Origin of the sequence: Geobacillus zalihae NBRC 101842 (assembly GCF_001544135.1) — a bacterium.
Lineage (GTDB): Bacteria > Bacillota > Bacilli > Bacillales > Anoxybacillaceae > Geobacillus > Geobacillus zalihae.
Genome location: NZ_BCPV01000006.1, coordinates 46,246 through 65,440 on the forward strand (window position 1 = coordinate 46,246; position 19,195 = coordinate 65,440).

The following is a 19,195-nucleotide window of genomic DNA, read 5'->3' on the forward strand; positions in this document are numbered from 1 at the left end:
TCAGGGGTGTCCAAAAAATATTTTTCGACAAAATCCCTTACATCCTTTTTCAGTTTTGTGGATATCTTACAGACCTAGGGTGCGCTTCGCGGTCACGGATGGGTATATTTTCCTCCTTTTTCAGAAAAGAAGGGCACGGCCAACTATATATTCACAGCCGACCGGCCCAGACGGATCCACTTTTCTCTCATTTCTTACTTTGTTCAACTTTCATTTTTACATATTTTGTGATTTCATCTTCAAATGCTTTAATATCCAATTTATTGTATTCCTTCACATATTCCTTCCAGTTTTTCTCGAACTTGCTTGGCGGATCAAGCACCAATTTTGGGAAATACTTTCTCTGTAAATCTTGTTTCTTTTGCTGATAAATTTGAGCCGGAGAACCTTGTTTGATGGGCGCACTCCACGCCGGATACCAAGGCCGCTCATCCGGTTTGGCAAATAAATCAGAAAATACTTTTGCCCCATAGGCCGCTAAGATTTTCTTATCCCCTTCTGTATAGCTAGCTTGGGCAACTTCCGGCTGCCGGCGCGGCTCCCACGCATTTCCATCCGAGAACACCCCGTTGCCGCGCGGCCAATACCACTCAAAATACGAGAAGCCAAACTGTTCACGGAACTGTTCATCGGACGTCTTCTTGATTTGTTCTGGTGTTCGATAGAAACGCCCTTTCTCATCCACTTCATACGTTTCCCCTTTGATTCCCCATGTCATCAGCTTCTGATTTTCTTCTTTCGCCATATTATCGAAATATTTGATGATGCGAACAGGATCTTTGGCGCTGACTGTAATCCCGATACCGCGATTCGATGCGAAAGACGGCGGATCAATATATTGATCCTTGATATTTTTGTCAAAAACGATTGGCAACGGCATGTAACGCAAGTCATCATTTCCTGCCTGCAGCAATGAGTTCAGTGCTTGGTTGACTTGCCATCCGTAATCAAAAAATCCTAACACACGACCAGAGGCAATTTTTGCCAAATATTCATCATAATTTGAAACAAACGCTTCCTTATCGAACAACCCAGCCGCATTGATCTCATTGAGCTTTTTCAGCCACCGTTTCGTATATTCCCCATTTCCATATACCTTAGCCTCATGCGTTTTCATGTCGACAATAACTTCACCGTCATTCGGATATCCAGCCAAATGAGCAGGAGGGTTAGAAATGACGAAAAACCGCCAGTCATAAGTTAAAGCAGTAAAGCCAATCGTTGGTTTCCCATCTGTTTCCGGATGCTTCTCCTTATACTTGGCAATCAAGTCAAAGTATTCGTCCAATGTTTTAATCTTCGGATAGCCAAATTCTTTAAGCACCCGGCGTTGAATCCAAAACGCTCCTTGATCAATGTCAGGATTCGGAATATATCCGTGATTAACTCCAAACGGCAGGAAATAAATCTTGCCGTCTTCAGCCTTTAATTGTTCCAAATAAGGACCATATAATTTCTTTAAGTTAGGAGCGTACTTATCAATCAGATCGTTCAAAGGAATAAATGCCTTAGCATCGAGAACCTTGTCGATTGCAGTATCCGGAACCAATACGTCAGGATATTGCCCGCTGGCAATCATAGTACCAATTTTCGTGTTAATATCCCCCACCAAAAATTCCATTTTGACGTTAACCCCAGTTTGCTCTTCAAATATTTTCCCGATTTTAGTTTGATTGGCTTCGATGTTCTTCTTTGATGTTCCAGCGTTAAAATACGTGAAAGTAAATGGCTTCTTATCATCAGCTGATGAGGGATTTCCCTTATTGTCCACACTTGCGCTTTCTTTACAGCCCACTAATGCTACGATCATCATTAGGCAAAGAAAGACGATTCCCCACGTTTTTTTTCGCGCTGTTTTCACTCCTCTCCCCCCTTTAATCATCAGTTGTCCATTGCCCATTATCTCGCCCCCTTTCTTGTAATCGCTTCCATTGTAACATCGCTTTTCTTTTTTCTTAACCTAACAAACTTAAGGCGATATTTAAAAAAGTTAAGATATGGAACGATGGCGGTAGCAATCAACAAGTTCCGATGAACAAAAAGGTGTCTCGTTTTGTTTTCGAGATACCTACTTCACATCATGGATTGGGAGAGAGAGAAACACAACGAATCCACGGTTATTGTACATTTGGAACGTAAAATGCTCACCGTAATACATTTTAAGGCGATAGTAGACGTTTCTAACACCTACGTGCTCAGTAATCCCCTCCTCTTCATTGAGAGAACGCCAGAGTTGCAGCAATTGCTGCTCATTCATGCCCGGGCCGTTATCGCGAATCGTAAACGTCAACCACGGTCCTTCTGCACGCACTTGTATATCAATGTTTCCTTTTCCTGCTTTGGACTCCACCCCATGTTTACATGCATTTTCAACAAACGGGAGGATGATCATATTCGGAATCGTATGTTCTAAGACAGACTCATCGATATCGATCCTATACTGAAGCTTATCCCCAAATCGATAGCGCTGGATGGAAAGCAGCCGGGAAACAATATCCATTTCCTCCCGCACTTTGACCCAGTCACTTCCCCATGAAATGGATTTCCGCAAAATTCTTGCCATATGTTCGATCATTTCAGCAGTTTCATCTTCATGTTTCATGAGGCTTCTCATTCGAATCGTTTCGAGCACATTGAAAAGGAAGTGAGGATTCATTTGACTTTGCAAGGCATTTAATTGAGCCTGCTTTTTTTGCAGTTCCATTTCTTTCTTTTGGATGTTAGCCATATAAACATCTTGAATGAGCCGCTTGATCGTTAATGACATACGGTTAAACGCCTTAGCCAATTGCCCGATTTCATCATCATAAAGTTCCGAATGGATCGTTTCAAATTTCCCCCTCTCCACCTTTTTCATGTAACTCAAAATATTGACGATTCTTGCGTGCAATGGTTTAGAGACAAGAAAAAGAATGATGGTAGGAACAACGAAATTCACAAAAGCGATCGAAAAGATAAAAGCCATGAAATAACGAGTGTTGTTCACCAGTTTTTCCTCGGAAACGACGCCAACAATGCTCCAGCCATGGAGGTAATGAGCCGTTTTATAACGGTGGGATATAACTATGCGTCCCTTCTCGGTCCGGGCAGGTGGCTTCCCCTTATTATGAACGTTGTTTTGCACACGAGTCGAATATTGAATGTTTCCTTGACGATCAACAACATAAATCTCTCCAGGAAATGCCCTAGTGCGAAGCAGATGATCGATAGCCATCGGTTCTAATTCAATTCGAACCATCCTGTTTGTCTTATTATAAAAGGAGAAATAATCCAACTTTCGGACAATACTAAGCGAACGCTCGGTGCGAACTAGGACAGGAAATGAACGTATGTCCCTGTACCATCCGGCTTGTTGGAGCTGAGGAGTAATGGGCTGAACGGAACCAGAAAAGATAACAGTCGAATTGTCGGTAAAAAAAACGATGGAACGAATGAAAGGATGCATATAACGATACTTGTTAAATTCAGGAAATACATCATGATAATGCTGGACGTACTCCGCATCCGAAGTATACTGTCGATCAAGCATTTCGTTAATTCGGCTGTCCGTATATAACAAAGAGGAAATGCCAACAACTTGATCGATTCCTTGCTCAAAATCTTTTGCCAATTGTTCTATTACTAATGAGGCATCGTGCAGTTTCTGTGTTCTTACTTGATTCGTCACCACATAATAAAACAATCCGTTCGTGACGGTAGTGGGAATCAACACAGCAAACAAATAAAGAAAAGTCAGTTTATTTTTTAGCCTCATATGATGGAATGACTCAAGCCATTTTCTATAATATGGAATGTGTTGACTTCTTTCGGTATTCCGAAGGTGTAAGCCCTTCCATTTTTTCGAATTGTGTAACAAAGTAATCCACGCTCCCAAATCCTACTTTCTCCGCCACTTCATAGATGCGCAAATTCGTCGTCCGCAGAAGCTTCTTTGCCTGCCCAATGCGCAGCTGCAACAAAAACTCTTTAAAATAGAAACCATATGTTTTTTTGAACAGTTGACCTAAATAAACGGGGTTCATATAAAATTGTTTAGCAATGCTTTTTAGGCTGATATTTTCCGTATAATGCTCCTCAATATATCTCTTTATTTTATGAATTTCACATAGTGAAAGCGGCTTCCTTTGTTCTTCCACTACCCAGCAACATTCCACCGCAAAATCCATCACCCTTTTCCTCAATTCTTCCAAACGGAAAGGATAGTCTTGACATTCTAGCACTCGGGGCAAAGTCGTCAGTTGTTCCTCACACGCTCCTGCTCGTTTGACGAGCTGAAGCGCTTTCTGTACGAAATAAAGAATAAACGTCTGCACAGCCTCAGCGGACAAGCGGCGAACACGAAACTGGACGAACAGATCTTTTATGGCGGTCATCAGCTGCTCCAGCCGCGCCTCTTCTATATACTCCACCAATGTTTGGCATTGTCCATCATCAACGCTGGGATAAGAAAGCGTGATTTCTTTTACCTGTTCATAAAAAACGATTCTCTCGTCGTTGACGTATTTATAACGCAACGCTTCACCTGCTTCCCGAATCCGTTCTTGAAGACAATCAGCAGGCGACGAAAAAGCGCTAACATAAATCGTCACATCAAGAGGTACGTTCACGAGTTGCTCAGAGAACCGGTATAGATTATGACGTATCTCCTCTTCGCCCTCCCCAATAAATAACAGCCCATATCGCTGCCTTCCGTGCTCATAGATTGGGAAATGAATCGGCTGTTTGACAACGCGATGATAAATCTCCTTAATTTTAGTTTTGTAGGCGGCATCGGCAGCTAGATGAACCATATCGGCCTTGCTGTTGATCTCGATGATCGCATAACCCGAAAGTATAGATGAAGAGACTCCCCAATCTCCCATTTCCCTGAGACTTGTCCCCTTTTTTCCTGTCACCCATTCATAAAACAAAAACTCAGCTTGCTGCTTCTTTCTCGTTTCCTTCTCCTGATTCAATACTTCCGCTATTCTTGATAACGACTGTTCAAACTCTCTTTTATCAATCGGTTTTAATAAAAAGTCGCAAACCCCATATTTAATCGATTGCTGCGCGTAGAAAAAGTCATTGTATCCGCTGACTACAATAAACTTCGTTCCTGTTTGTCCGCTTCGGGATACCCTCTGAATCAATTCAAGCCCATCAATTCCTGGCATCCGAATATCCGTCACGATAAGGTCGGGACGCAACCTGGCTACCTCACGGAGCGCCTGCTCTCCATTATCCGCCTCCCCACAAATTCGATATCCGCATCCTTCCCAATCAATCAACGTTTTCATGCCTTCCCGCACAAACATTTCATCATCGACTAACATGACTTTATGCATCCCGATCCCCCCTTTTTCCTTCCAAACGATAGTCCTTGCTTTTTTAGAAACATGTCTGTTCCTTCAAGCAGCTGGGTGTTATTTCATTTCCCCCAATCAAAGCCAATCGCCTTCAAAAACGCTCTTGCTAGAATCATATGTCCCGCAACAGACGGATGAACGCGATCCCAAGCCAATGCCGCCGGATAAAGAGTCTTTAATACCTCGTTAAAAGCAGCCTGGGTATCAACGAATATACTGTTTGTCTCTTCGGCAATTTGTTTGACAACGAGACCGTACTCGTCCATGGTCCGGCGCATCGGATCGTGCTCATTCCCTTCGATATAAAACGGGGTCATAAGGATGATTCCCGTAACGTGCGGCTTCGTCTCCATCACAAGGCTGCGGAGCGTTTCTTCGTACTCATCCACGTACACATGTTTTTCTTTAATGAATGGTAAATCGTACTGCCGCCAAACATCGTTAATCCCAATCATGATTGATACCCAGTCCGGCTTTTGGGCAATCACATCCTCCTGCCATCTTGCTTTCAAATCCCGAACCGTATTGCCGCTGATTCCTTTATTGACAACCCGAATCCCAAGTTCCGGATAAACGGCTTGCAAAAGACCGTTGACATAGGATACATATCCTGTGCCTAACGCGCCGAATAATCCCTCCCCCTCTGGCTTGGCGCGATCGCAGTCCGTTATCGAGTCGCCAATAAACAACAGCTTCTGCCCTTTGCCAAGGATCATGTTTCTTTCCTCCTTCAATGATTACAAAAAATGAAAAATTGGTTTTTCCGAGAGAAAATACACAGGAATGGCCGGAAACATGGCCCTTAGCTTCTCAGCCAAGTATCTCATACCGGGCTCCTCACTTTCTGCATGCCCTAACACTACCAATACGTGTTGCCTCCCTTGCTGTACGGCGTCTCGAACGTATTCCGGCGTTTCCCATTCAGGTCCTTCCCCATAAATGATGGCATCAAGCTTCTCTTTTTCAAACAACGGAATCGCCAAAGATCCGTGGCCACGATAGCCGGCCAGCAGCGCGACACGCGTACATAAGGCCGAGACATCCCCCGCAACCCTTATGAATGAAATGCCTAATCTTTCCTTTATTGTGCTGACCATCTCCGTAGCCGCCATCCTAGGGATTGTCAAAATTGCAGCAGTCGGTTCGTATTTAGAAACATACGACTCCCACCCCAAAGCACGGACTAAACCATCCACAATCCCGTCAGGCTGGTAGCGATGCCAATAGTCATGAAAACGATAAATGGCAATGCCTGATTCACGGATTAGGCGAACTTTTTCTTGATACACCGGGTCGTTTTTTACCGTTTCATCATGGTCAACGTGACTATAAAACAACCCTTCATGAGTAATGAGAAGATTGGCCCCCATTCGGACAGCTTGCTCAATGACGCGATACGTAGGCATGAAACTGACGGCGATCCCCCTCACCTCCGTGCCCGGATCCCCATATTTAAGCGTATCTACTGTAGAGGAAAGGCGCTCTGCACCGGCTGTCAATCGTTCCATCACCGTTTGAACCGTAACAGTCATCGCTTTATTCCTTTCTGAAATTTGAATTCCTTCAATCGCTTCAGTCCACTAAGTATGTTTATCCTTTAAACTAATTTTATAAAGAATCTTTTAAATTTTCAAGAGTCCTCCCGCTCTAGGCAGGACATCAATCCTTATCTTGCCAGAATTCATCCTTCCACACCCATCGACGTCATGGTTCATGTTCCTCTTCCTTCAAAGGTTGGTAGCTGAATAAGCCCTCCTCCGTCTTGACTCCTTTCTGAAAAACCGTCCTAGTAGATCCCGCTCCTTCTCCTTGGCATGAAGCGGCGGATCAACAGAGCGGATTTACCCGGACATGAAAATGGCCGCTTCTGTTTTGCCAATAATAAAAAAACTTAGTATATTTAATTGATAAACCAAGTTGGTGTTGTTAAAATAAAATCAGGTCAACCTCTCAACAACCATCGGTCTTCTCGCGCAATCCGGCATCTGTCTCGCAAAGTTGACCACTACAAAGAAAGGAAGTGGTAAGCGCTTTCTATTGTTCATGTCGTTTTGCGATGAATACTATAGAAAAAGTTAAGGAGGAGACCTGATCGTGTGGAAACAATCACGGAAAGCGATGATCGTTGGATTCTCGTTTATGCTGCTGCTTCCTTTAGGGATGACGAATGCATTGGCAAAAACGGAACCAGCGTACGCTAAAAAGCCGCGAATCAGCGCATTGCACGCCCCTCAATTGGATCAGCGCTACAAAGATTCCTTCACTATTGGGGCGGCCGTTGAACCTTATCAGTTGCAAAACGAAAAAGACGTCCAAATGCTGAAACGCCATTTTAACAGCATTGTCGCTGAGAACGTTATGAAACCGATCAACATCCAACCCGAAGAAGGAAAATTCAATTTTGCTGAGGCGGATCAAATCGTCCGATTTGCTAAAAAACATCATATGGATATTCGTTTCCATACACTCGTTTGGCACAGCCAAGTACCTCAATGGTTCTTTCTTGACAAGGAAGGCAAGCCGATGGTCAATGAAACGGATCCGGCAAAGCGCGAACAAAATAAACAGCTGTTACTGAAACGGCTCGAAACCCATATTAAAACGATTGTCGAACGGTATAAAGACGACATCAAATATTGGGACGTCGTGAACGAGGTAGTCGGGGATGATGGAAAATTGCGCAATTCCCCGTGGTATCAAATCGCCGGCATCGATTATATCAAGGTAGCATTCCAAACGGCGAGAACATATGGCGGCAACAAGATTAAACTGTACATCAACGATTACAATACCGAAGTGGAACCGAAGCGAAGCGCTCTTTATAACTTAGTGAAACAATTAAAAGAAGAAGGCGTTCCCATTGACGGGATTGGCCACCAGTCCCACATCCAAATTGGCTGGCCTTCTGAAGAAGAAATCGAAAAAACGATCAACATGTTTGCCGATCTAGGGTTAGACAATCAAATTACGGAGCTGGATGTGAGCATGTACGGCTGGCCGCCGCGCGCCTACCCGTCGTATGACGCCATTCCGGAACAAAAGTTTTTGGACCAAGCGGCTCGCTATGACCGATTGTTTAAGCTGTACGAAAAACTTGGCGATAAAATCAGCAACGTCACCTTCTGGGGCATCGCCGACAACCATACGTGGCTCGACAGCCGTGCGGATGTGTACTATGACGCCAACGGGAATGTTGTGGTTGACCCGAACGCTCCGTACGCAAAAGTGGAAAAAGGGAAAGGAAAAGATGCGCCGTTTCTGTTCGACCCCGAATACCACGTAAAACCTGCGTATTGGGCCATTATCGATCATAAGTGAGACTGATCGAAAAGGAAAGAGAGGGAGGTCGAAAGTAACGATCCCCTCTCTGTTTCTGTTTTAAGAAAGGTAGTATCTTTATTCCCTTAGCTCTTCGCTAAAAATTGTACTTGACAAGAAAATGAAAACCACATTCTTCTTTTTCACCAATTAATTCCTCACGCAATATGATGAGGTTTGTCTTTACAAGCCAAGTACATCCTTTGGCGAAACCATTCCCCTGTAAAAAAATCGACCTTTCTCCAAATCGGATTTTCATACGTTCAAACCGGTTCGTTATGGCAACGCGCATTTCACCAACGGATGAGGTGAGTTTCCTCCTTTTCGCTGCAGGTCGCCTTGATTTGCCCATTTCACACGCATCATTTTATTTTCCTTGTTGCCACATTTCCTGCTTTTCTTCCATTTTTCGAAATACGCGCAATGCAGTGCCCATCACGACCAAAGCCATCGTGCTGATGCTGAAAAACGGGATCAGCCCAGGAATATACATGAGGACGAACAACAGAATTCCGAGGCCAATCAACATGACAAGTGTCATAAGCGGATTGGCCATTCCGATCAACAAAGCATACTTCATATATTGCCAGAAACGCAATTCGTAATGGACATAAAGCGGAAACACATACAACAATACAACGGTATAAAAAAGAAAAACGACGAGCAAGGCTACAGAAAATGGAAATTTCCATTCCGGCGAAACATGAGCGAGATAAAGCATATCAACGTAAAAAATATACCCCATTGCCAAAAGAAACAAACCGATCCGATTGGCTCGCCAAAATTCGCGCTTATACGTGCGGGCGAACGTTTTCAACACAGGAATCTCTGTATCGTGAAAAAATATCCATTTCCTTATAACGGTAAATAGCGCCACTGTCGCAGGAGCAATCCCGAAGATCACCAGCCCGATAATAGTAAAAAAAATCCACAACAAGTTAACGTATGCGAGCCTTGTCACCCATTCGCACGCCCGATAAAGCTTCCCATCCAACAGACCAGTGCGCATCATTCATCACCTTTAATTTTTTTGCTAAAATCAGTATAACATAAGACGAAAAAAGAAGGGAGACTTTGTTTATTCTCCCTTCAAACTCCGGCATAAGCTAAAAATCCTCCGTCAACCGGGATCACGGTGCCGGTGACGAACCCGCTTGTTTGATCATCGACAAGCCAAAGAAGCGTTCCTAACAAATCTTCTGGTCTACCTAGCCGCCCCATTGGCGTATGCGCCAAGATTTTTTTTGTCCGCTCGCTATACGATCCATCGGGCTGCTTGAGCAAATGTTCATTTTGCTTCGTCAAAAAGAATCCCGGGGCAATCGCATTGACGCGAACCCCGATCTCAGCGACATGCACAGCCAGCCATTTCGTGAAGTTTTCAATTCCCGCTTTAGCCGCACTGTACGCCGGCACTTTCGTCATCGGCCGCGGAGCGCTCATCGAGGAAATATTGATGATGGTTCCCCCTCTTCCTATCATCTGTTTAAGAAAATGCTGCGTCGGGATGATCGTCCCAAGAATATTTAAATCAAAAACATAGGAAAACCCTTCTGTCGTCAAGTCGAAAAACGTTGTAATGTCTTGATTCTCTAGATCCTGCAACTCGAGTATTTCCTTTGTCGTAATGCCTTGCGGATGGTTTCCGCCTGCCCCATTAATCAGGACATCGCACGGCCCGTAAACGTCCGCTACCATTTCTGCCGCCTGTTTGACGCGTTCGACATCCAGAACATCGCACGAAATGGCCAGCGCCTCACCTCCTCGCTCTTCAATTTCATTCTTGATTCTTTCAGCTTTCTCGAGCGTTCGGTTTAAAATCGCCACTTTCATTCCTTGGCGGGCCAGTTCTTTCGCCATGCAGCTGCATAATACCCCACCCCCGCCCGTTACAACCGCTACCTTGCCTTTTAAACTTGGATGGATCGGGAGCATGTCTTCTCACCTTCCTGCTTCTTTTTTTCATTCTCCAAACTATCCCAAATGCCCAGCAAGTACATAATGCCAAGCGCCCGATCGTACAACCCGTAACCAGGACGAGCTTGTTCCCCCCAAATCATTCGGCCGTGATCTGGTCGAATGTACCCTTGAAAATCAGCTTCATGCAACGCTTTCATGATCTCGCATATATTCAACGAACCGTCGCAACTGCGATGAGACGTTTCCTCAAAATCGCCGTTCGCGTGAATTTCGACATTCCGTACATGAGCAAATGGCACTCGTCCCATTCGCAAAAAATGGCGGAAAATGTCCGGAACATCGTTGGCCGGATTGGCTCCAAGCGATCCGGAGCATAATGTCAACCCGTTCGCCGGGCTGTTGACCATATGAACGATTCGATCCAAATTCTCCTTATTGGTCGCAATCCGCGGCAATCCGAACACCGACCAGGGCGGATCATCAGGATGGAGAGCCATCCGAACGCCACACTCTTCCGCTACTGGAACGATTTGTTCCAAAAAGTAACGCAAATGATCAAATAGATCATCTTCGGTTACCCCTTTATATAGCGAAAAAAGAGGCTTGATTGTTTTCAAGCGTTCCGGTTCCCATCCCGGAAGCAAAAACCCGTTCGCTCCGCTTTCAATGCGGCGGATCATTTCCTCCGGATCGATTTGTTCAATCTTTTGTTTCTCATAGGCGAGCACCGTCGATCCGTCAGGCCGCCTTTTGGCTAAATCAGAACGGGTCCAGTCAAAAATCGGCATAAAGTTGTAACAAATCACTTTCACTCCTGCTCTCGCCAAGTTGCGAATCGTTTGTTTATAGTTTTCAATATATCGATCTCGCGAGGGTAAACCAAGTTTAATATCTTCGTGGACGTTGACGCTCTCAATGACTTCAAGATGAAATCCTTTTTCATTTACCTGCCGTTTGAGTTCCAATATATCATCAAGCGGCCATACTTCACCGACTGGAATATGATATAGAGCTCCAACGATTCCTTCAACTCCTGGAATTTGCCGAATATGATCTAATGAAACAGTATCATGTTCCTTTCCGAACCAGCGAAACGTCATTTTCATTCTGATCTCATCCCCCACTCACGCCGACTTGAAAGTATTGTTTCGCGTTGAAGTAACATACATCTTGAACGATTTTCCCTAAAAAATCATAGTCTTGCGGCACCTCTCCTTTTTCAATCCATGAACCGATCAAATTGCATACAATTCTGCGAAAATACTCGTGGCGTACATAAGACACAAAACTCCTTGAATCGGTCAACATTCCGACAAACGTGCTGAACACACCGACATTGGCAAGATCCGTCAAGTGTCTGATGATGCCATCTTGATGATCATTGAACCACCAAGCTGCGCCAAATTGAACTTTCCCTTTTACTCCTTCTGACTGAAAATTGCCGACCGTTGAGGCGACAATATAGTTATAAGCAGGGTTTAATGTGTACACAATCGTTTTTGGCAGTTGATCGCGACGCTCTAGCTCATTAAGAAAGGCATTTAACGGCTGGGCAAGGAAAAAGTCATGAATCGAATCATATCCTGTATTCGGACCAAGACGCTGAAACATCTTTTCATTTGTATTTCGAATCGAACCGATGTGCAGCTGCATCACCCAACCAAGTGAGTGGTACAATCGGGCTAAGAAGCATAAAGTGAAAGTTTTATATTTTTCCTCCTCCTCACGGCTGAGGACAAATCCATTTTTTCGTTTTTGAAAAATATCGTTTGCTTCCTTCCATCCGCATTCTGAATACGGCATCGATTCTAAGCCGTGATCAGCCATCCGGCATCCTTTCTCGTGAAAATAACGCACTCGGCTTTCAATGGCTTGCAGCAGCTGATTGTAATCATGAATCGGCAGGCCAGCTGCTTCCCCTAGCTTTCCCACATAGTCTAAAAACGAAGGGCGGTTGATTTCAATGACTGCATCAGGACGAAAAGACGGAACAATCTTTACTGGAAATGATGGATCTTGGGCGATTGCCTGATGATCAGCTAAATCATCGAGCGGATCGTCCGTTGTCCCAATCCACTCCACATTAGATTTGACCATGAAAGAGCGGGCTGAGAATCCTTCCTGTCTCAATAAAGCGTTGCAATGATCCCAAATTTCGCGCCACGTCCGCTCATTCAGAAGAGCATCCACTTGAAAATAGCGTTTTAGCTCTAAATGTGTCCAATGATAGAGTGGATTCCCGATGCAATACGGCACCGTTTTCGCCCATGCTTGAAACTTTTCCTCTGGAGAGGCGTTTCCGGTAATATACTTTTCTTCGACTCCCATCGCCCGCATCGCCCGCCATTTGTAATGATCCCCCTCGAGCCAAAGCTCCGTCATATCATGAAACCGCCGGTCTTCCGCAATCTCTTTTGCGCTCAAATGGCAGTGATAATCAATAATCGGCAATGATTTCGCATAGTCATGGTATAACACTTCGGCATGCTTGTTTTGCAACAAAAAATTTTCATGAATGAACGGCTGCACACTGTCTCCCTCCCGCAAAGCGAAACTTCCAACAACTTATACAAAATAATGAGGATACTGCCTTTTTAGTACGTCTTTTTCAATTTCGACAAGCCGCAAATGCTCTTCCATCACCTGACGCACTTTCTCTGCTTCTTTATTCGCAATTAACCGATAAATTTGCTTGTGATGGGAAATAATAATGTCCCAATCAAGATCGGATGATAGTCTCAGTACACGCAAACGATTGAAATGACTGTTTAAACTTTGCACCATTTTCCACGAGCGCGACATTCGGCAGCCATCGTAAATGAGCTGATGGAACTTTTCATCAAGCTCAAACAACTCAAGAAAATTTCCTTTTTCGGCACACAACTCTTGCATCGCAATATTCTTCTCCATTTCAAATAGATGATCTTGACGCAATTTCGTACAAGCTAAAACGGCCACTTCTTTCTCGACAACCTCGCGGATAAAGCGCCCTTCCTCCACATGTTCCAAGTTGATGCGCGAAACAATGGTTCCGCTTTGCGGAATAATATCAAGCAATTCTTCTTGCGCCAGTTTGAGAAATGCTTCCCGCACCGGGGTGCGGCTAATATGCAATTGCTCAGCAATTTCCTTTTCGGAAATTTTTGTTCCTGGTTCCAACTCAAGGCGCAAAATCTTTTCCTTTAGCATCTCGTACAACTGGTCGCGCGCCGAACCTCTGACAGAACTTTTAATTTGTTGGCTTTGTTGGGCAGTAAAGATCACCTTGCGATTCCCCTTTTTCTTATATACTAGTATGGCAGTGATAAAGTACATCCATGATCATGTGTTTTCTTCCAATGTAGGAAAGAACATATTTCCTGTCAAATTTCTCAGCGATTCATTCACCCGCATTCTCTCCCCTCACCTTGTGCACAATCGACATCCATTGAGCTGCCCGTTCGGCAATAATCTTCCACTGATCGTTTTTCAATGCCCCTTCAACCTTCACTAACGAGTTCCCGACACCGATGGCATCCACTCCCGCTTTTATATACTCTCCAGCCGTTTTCAGATTGATTCCTCCAGTTGCGATGAGGGGGATGTGGGGGAGCGGCTCCTTTATGCTTCGAATATAGTTTGGCCCAAACACATGAGCAGGAAATACTTTCACCATATCAGCCCCGTGCTGAAAAGCATTCACAATTTCGGTCGGCGTCAATCCTCCTGCGATACTGACAACGCGATTTTGTTTTGCCGCCTGAATCACATCAATAGAAAGGAAGGGAGAAACGATAAACCGCGCCCCAGCTGAAATCGCCCTCTGTGCTGTTTCAGCGTCCAGCACCGTTCCCGCACCGATCAACATATCTTTCAGTTCCCTTGCAGCCTTTTCCAACGCGGCCAAAGCCCCAGCTGTTTCCATCGTAATTTCCATGATTGGAATGCCTCCCTGCCGCAAAGCCAATGACAGCGGAAGAACAGTATCAACCGTCGCACCGCGGACGACTGGAATGATGCCAATCTCTCGAATCATTTGGACTACCTTCATGTAGGTTCATCTCCTTTATCGCGTAACATCTTCCCGTCGCTGATTTATCAAGCGCTCGACGTCATCGCGTTCCGGCATGCCATCAGCATCCCCCTCGACCATTGTCACAAGCGCGCCAACTGCATTCGCTCGCTGCACCGCTTCTGTTAAACGAAGTCCTTCAAGCAGTCCGGATAGCAGCCCAGCTGCAAACCCATCCCCAGCACCGACAGGGTCGATTACCCTTTCAACAGGAAACCCTGGAACATACTCATGATGCGCATTCGTAAAATAATGGGCACCATTTGCGCCTAGTTTAATGACAACAAGCGAGGCGCCCATGTCAAGCAGCCGGCTTCCCCATTCCTCAACCGAATGTTTTCCGAATAAAAACGATGCCTCAGCTTCTCCAGGGAGAACCACATCTGATTCAGCTGCCATGCGAAGCATCACTTCCTTGGCCCGATCCGCTTCATTCCATAGTTTCAACCGCAAATTCGGATCAAAAACGATTTTCACCCCATGACGGCGAGCCATCGCCATGGCGGCAAAGATCGTTTCACGACAATTCTCGCTTAACGCCGGAGTGATTCCCGTAATATGCAAATACTTTGCCTCTGCGATATATTTCTCATCCAAGTCGGCAGGAGTCAGCCTGCTCGCCGCTGATCCTTTGCGATAGTAATACACCCGCGTATCGTTTGGACGTCTTTGTTCCTTAAAGTAAATGCCGGTCGGCGCTTCCCCATCCATTTTTACCCGGCTGACATCCACCCCTTCACCTTGCAGGAAAGACAAAATCGCCTTTCCAAACTCATCGCTTCCGACCTTGCTGATCCATCCTACACGATGGCCTAATCGAGCAAGGCCGACAGCGACATTGGATTCCGCTCCGCCAATCCGCATAGTAAAGGTGGTCGCCTGTCTCATCAAGCCGACACTTGTTGGTGTAAATACGGCCATCGATTCGCCAATGGTGACTACGTCCATCTCGTCCCTCCAAAACCATTTTGATAATCTTTCATGAAGAATACGATGTTATTTCACCATCATCTAAGCCGACATATGTGCTTGTCTCATCTCGAATTTGCTCAATCTCGATTAATGTCACCTCGTTTTTTGATAGGACAATAGATAAATGAATCACACCGTCCGTTGCCCGTCTCTGCTCCGTCATCACATGAGGCTGCGCCACTTGACGCAACGTTTCCACCGCTTGACGGCTTGGAAAACGGGGACGCCCCATCTGTTTCCAAACTCTCCACGCGTTCCCGTACTGCTCATTGACGATTTGCCGCTTGATAAAAACAGCGGAAAATGAAACTGGAATCACCAGCTGCACTTCTTTTGTCAATCCTTCCCCTTTTTCCATCACTAAATTCCAAAGCACTGCGGCAATCGATCCATCTTTCCGCCTTGTCACAATCATTTCGGAATCGCGATACAGCAACTCATCACCTAGAGCATTAAAGAACGTAAACGCATGAAATGTCGGTTTTGGAATCGAGTGAAGCGCAACCAGACCGAACCCACCGTGAAACAACGCCTTCGGAACATCCATTTCCTCAAACACATCGCTGAACGTCCAATACGAAAACGAGTCGACGTAATCTCCCCCCTCACTTAAAATACGGGCAATGTACGCTGCGTTGAGCGCTGTATCATGAATCGGGTTGATGGGGCTGTACGATGTATTATATTCGGTAATATGCAACGGCAAATGCGGAAACGGAGACTGGCGAATCAAGGCGCGCACCGTTTTGAATTGCTCCAACATATCTTCTGGCGGCTCAAGTTCTTGGTAGTAATATTCAAACGTTTTCTTATGCGGCGCCTTCGATGTATAGGCATGGCGGCTGACAAAATCAACAGGCACCCTCCGTTCGGCGCAAAAGTGGAGAAAATCCGTAATCCATTCATCGCTTCCTCCGCAAATAGCCGGTCCCCCAACTTGCAAATGAGGATCAACGCTTTTTACCGCTCGGGCTGTCACCTCGTACAGCTTAAAATACTCCTGTTTGTTGGCATCTTTCCAGAAGTTCACTAAATTAGGTTCATTCCATACTTCAAACAGCCATGTCCGCACTTCCTCAATCCCGTATCGCTCAATGAAATGGGAAACGACCGCTACGATGAGATCACGCCACTTGTTATAATCTTTCGGGGGTGTAACGTTGCCTTTCCAATAAAAAACTGTTTGGTCTCCCGAAGCAAGCGCTTTTGGCATAAATCCAAATTCAATAAACGGCCGGATATTCAACGCTAAATACGAATCAACAATCCGGTCGATGTACGTAAAGTTATAAAACGGCTTCATTTCCCCATCGATTTCGACTTCTCGATAAATTCCGACATCATCGGAAAGCAAGCCATGACCGCGGATGTATTGAAATCCGATCTTCTCTTGCACGAGCTTTAAATGATCGAGATACTCTTTTTGCAAGGCGAGGCCAAGCCGCCCAGTGCCAACGCAAAATTTCCAGTTCTTTTTAAACTGCTCTTTCCCGTTGGCAGGCACGTGGATCACTTTCATGAATTCTCCCCCATTCATCGATAAATTTTCCGGCCATATTGATCATCGATCCCTGACTTTCGATAAAAATACGTATTAATGACATCGCGCCACTCTTTGGCATGTTCCACTTGCATCGTCAACCGTTCCAATACATCTTGGTACCGTTTCGCGTCCATTTTCCCCTCCAGCTGTTCCCAACATTTCTTTAACTGTTCCGCCTGCTCAACCCCTTCAAAATGCGTATTGTAAATGTGTTGAATCACTGTTTCTCCAGAGTGCAGCCGATGCGTGTACGGAACGTGATGGAAAAATAAAAGCAGCTCATCAGGACACTTATCTAGCGATTCATACATCGCCGCATTCTCCGGAAAATATTGCGCCGTATATCCGGTCCCTGTCGCAACTGTCCGATCCACTCCGATTCCATCACGGTCAGCATAGTGGTACGTTCCCCAGTGCGAGTATTCATATCCGTCCACATTTGGCCCGTAATGGTGCCCCGGGTTCACCATCCAACCAACACCGAGCGGAGAGGTGTAATTTTCATAGATGTTCCAAGAAGCAAGAAGCATCCAACAGATCGTCGCAATCACGTCTGGATCGTCCCCAAACGTTTGCGCAATCCATTCGCGGGCAATCTCTTCGGCAGACAAATCCGGATTCCAAGCGAGCCGCCCAAATCCGTACAAGTTCGCTTGCGCCAATGTATGCCCGGTCCAGTTTGGGTCATTGCCAATATTAGATACCCCTGCGATCCCGCTGTATCGATAGTCAAATAGCGAGCCATCAATTACCTTTTTTACTTTCGACCCTTTTCCCTTGGCATACGTATCAAAATCAAGCACCTCTTTCCACTGTGGAATCAAGAAGCATAAATGTTTTTGCTGTCCTGTATATTCCTGGGTGATTTGAACCTCCATCATTTGATTGGTTTTCGGCATGGCCCCGAACAACGGAGAAACCGGCTCCCTTACTTGAAAATCCATGGGACCGTTCTTAATTTGCAAGACGACATTCTCACGAAACTGTCCATCGAGCGGTTTGAAGTGATCATACGCCGCTTTGGCCCGATCGGTCGTTCGATCACGCCAGTCTTGCTGACAGTTATATACGAAACATCTCCAAACAACGAGGCCGCCAAACGGCGCCAACGCCTCTGCCAACATATTGGCCCCTTCCGCATGACTGCGTCCATAGGTGAACGGGCCGGGGCGAAACTCGGAATCGGCCTTAACGACGAAGCCGCCAAAATCAGGGATGTAACGGTAAATCCGCGCCACCGTCTCCTTCCACCACCGCTGTACATCCCGATCAAGCGGATCCGCGGTCGAAAGCCCCCCAATTTCTACAGGGCTGGCATAGTTAATGCTCAAAAACAATTTGATGCCATACATTCGAAAAATATCAGCCACTTGCGCCACTTCCGGCAAAAACTCTTCCGTAATTAATTTGGTTTCCAGTTTGTGAACATTCACATTATTGATCGAAATGGCATTGATACCAACCGAGGCAAGCAACCGAGCATAGTCTTTGATCCGCTGTTTTTGTTTCACAAACTGACCGTCGACAAAGAAAATGGATTGTCCGGCATATCCGCGTTCAATGCTGCCGTCCATGTTGTCCCAATGATTGATCATGCGCAATTTATTGCTTGGCTGCTCGACGATCGATACATCGTCCACATTCTCTTTCATCTGCAATAGACGGAGGAAATGAAACACCGCATACAAAACACCTTTGTCTGTCCGCCCGACGATGTAGATGCGTGATTGCCCATTACGGACGTCGGAGCGGATGACATATCCTTCTGGATGAATAATCGTTGCCCTTTCCCTGTCGCGCGATTGATGTTTCAACTCCTCATCGTCAAATGTGCCAAGCCAAATGAAGCTTGTTTGTTTCGCCTCCCGCACCACTTGCGGCTCACAACCAAACATCGATATGATGCCAGTTCGTAACTCTTCGACTGCAGCACCGAAGATCGGAGACTCTCCTTTTGCTACGATCGTTGTAAACAGCGATTGATTATCTTCATACTGATCATTTTTCGCATATCTTAGCCAGCAAGGTTCGTATTCCGTTACCATG

The 19,195-nt window shown here is 45.5% G+C and carries 15 protein-coding genes; 1 reads left to right on the top strand and 14 read right to left on the bottom strand.

All coding sequences use genetic code 11. The annotated features are described in order from the left end of the window. Positions 1-187 precede the first annotated feature (187 nt). From GZ1_RS03890 to GZ1_RS03910, 5 genes are all read right to left on the bottom strand, one after another. Positions 188-1,900 (bottom strand): ABC transporter substrate-binding protein, encoded by a 1,713-nt coding sequence (locus tag GZ1_RS03890; RefSeq protein ID WP_157074356.1) that lies wholly within the window; start codon positions 1,898-1,900, stop codon positions 188-190. Between the two features lie 168 nt (positions 1,901-2,068). Further along, positions 2,069-3,670: a cache domain-containing sensor histidine kinase gene (locus GZ1_RS03895; protein ID WP_255211269.1), complete on the bottom strand. Its 1,602-nt coding sequence runs from the start codon at positions 3,668-3,670 to the stop codon at positions 2,069-2,071. A 109-nt stretch (positions 3,671-3,779) separates the two neighbouring features. Next, complete coding sequence (locus GZ1_RS03900; RefSeq protein WP_060787921.1) at positions 3,780-5,324, bottom strand: response regulator transcription factor; 1,545 nt, start codon at positions 5,322-5,324, stop codon at positions 3,780-3,782. A gap of 83 nt (positions 5,325-5,407) precedes the next feature. Next, the gene (locus tag GZ1_RS03905) at positions 5,408-6,061 is read right to left on the bottom strand and encodes an SGNH/GDSL hydrolase family protein (RefSeq protein ID WP_060787922.1); all 654 of its coding nucleotides are present in this window, start codon (positions 6,059-6,061) and stop codon (positions 5,408-5,410) included. Positions 6,062-6,082: 21 nt separating this feature from the next. After that, positions 6,083-6,877, bottom strand: a complete 795-nt coding sequence (locus GZ1_RS03910; protein ID WP_060787923.1) for a Nif3-like dinuclear metal center hexameric protein — start codon at positions 6,875-6,877, stop codon at positions 6,083-6,085. Between the two features lie 562 nt (positions 6,878-7,439). Between GZ1_RS03910 and GZ1_RS03915 the strand changes: the two genes are divergently transcribed. Continuing rightward, entirely contained in the window at positions 7,440-8,663 is a 1,224-nt protein-coding gene (locus tag GZ1_RS03915; RefSeq protein WP_060787924.1) for an endo-1,4-beta-xylanase, read from the top strand. Between the two features lie 367 nt (positions 8,664-9,030). Here GZ1_RS03915 and GZ1_RS03925 read toward each other — a convergent pair whose 3' ends face one another. The 9 genes from GZ1_RS03925 to GZ1_RS03965 form a co-directional block, all read right to left on the bottom strand. Continuing rightward, positions 9,031-9,672, bottom strand: a complete 642-nt coding sequence (locus GZ1_RS03925; protein ID WP_033012676.1) for a YesL family protein — start codon at positions 9,670-9,672, stop codon at positions 9,031-9,033. 80 nt (positions 9,673-9,752) lie between these two features. After that, positions 9,753-10,598: an SDR family oxidoreductase gene (locus GZ1_RS03930; RefSeq protein ID WP_060787925.1), complete on the bottom strand. Its 846-nt coding sequence runs from the start codon at positions 10,596-10,598 to the stop codon at positions 9,753-9,755. Continuing rightward, positions 10,574-11,689 (bottom strand): mannonate dehydratase, encoded by a 1,116-nt coding sequence (gene uxuA / locus GZ1_RS03935; protein WP_060787926.1) that lies wholly within the window; start codon positions 11,687-11,689, stop codon positions 10,574-10,576. Before uxuA ends, GZ1_RS03930 begins: the two co-directional genes overlap by 25 nt. A 7-nt stretch (positions 11,690-11,696) precedes the next feature. Beyond that, positions 11,697-13,112, bottom strand: a complete 1,416-nt coding sequence (gene uxaC / locus GZ1_RS03940) for a glucuronate isomerase (protein WP_033008783.1) — start codon at positions 13,110-13,112, stop codon at positions 11,697-11,699. A 36-nt stretch (positions 13,113-13,148) separates the two neighbouring features. Continuing rightward, positions 13,149-13,847 carry a GntR family transcriptional regulator gene (locus GZ1_RS03945; RefSeq protein ID WP_013145193.1) on the bottom strand — a complete coding sequence of 233 codons (699 nt, stop codon included), beginning with the start codon at positions 13,845-13,847 and terminating at the stop codon, positions 13,149-13,151. A gap of 115 nt (positions 13,848-13,962) precedes the next feature. Further along, positions 13,963-14,613 carry a bifunctional 4-hydroxy-2-oxoglutarate aldolase/2-dehydro-3-deoxy-phosphogluconate aldolase gene (locus tag GZ1_RS03950; protein ID WP_060787927.1) on the bottom strand — a complete coding sequence of 217 codons (651 nt, stop codon included), beginning with the start codon at positions 14,611-14,613 and terminating at the stop codon, positions 13,963-13,965. 15 nt (positions 14,614-14,628) lie between these two features. Continuing rightward, on the bottom strand, positions 14,629-15,582 hold the full coding sequence (locus GZ1_RS03955) for a sugar kinase (RefSeq protein WP_060787928.1): 954 nt from the start codon (positions 15,580-15,582) through the stop codon (positions 14,629-14,631). A 31-nt stretch (positions 15,583-15,613) separates the two neighbouring features. Further along, the gene (locus tag GZ1_RS03960) at positions 15,614-17,125 is read right to left on the bottom strand and encodes a GH39 family glycosyl hydrolase (RefSeq protein WP_060787929.1); all 1,512 of its coding nucleotides are present in this window, start codon (positions 17,123-17,125) and stop codon (positions 15,614-15,616) included. A gap of 14 nt (positions 17,126-17,139) precedes the next feature. After that, a complete protein-coding gene (locus GZ1_RS03965; protein ID WP_060787930.1) occupies positions 17,140-19,194 on the bottom strand; it encodes an alpha-glucuronidase family glycosyl hydrolase in 2,055 nt (684 codons plus the stop codon). Position 19,195: the final 1 nt, after the last annotated feature.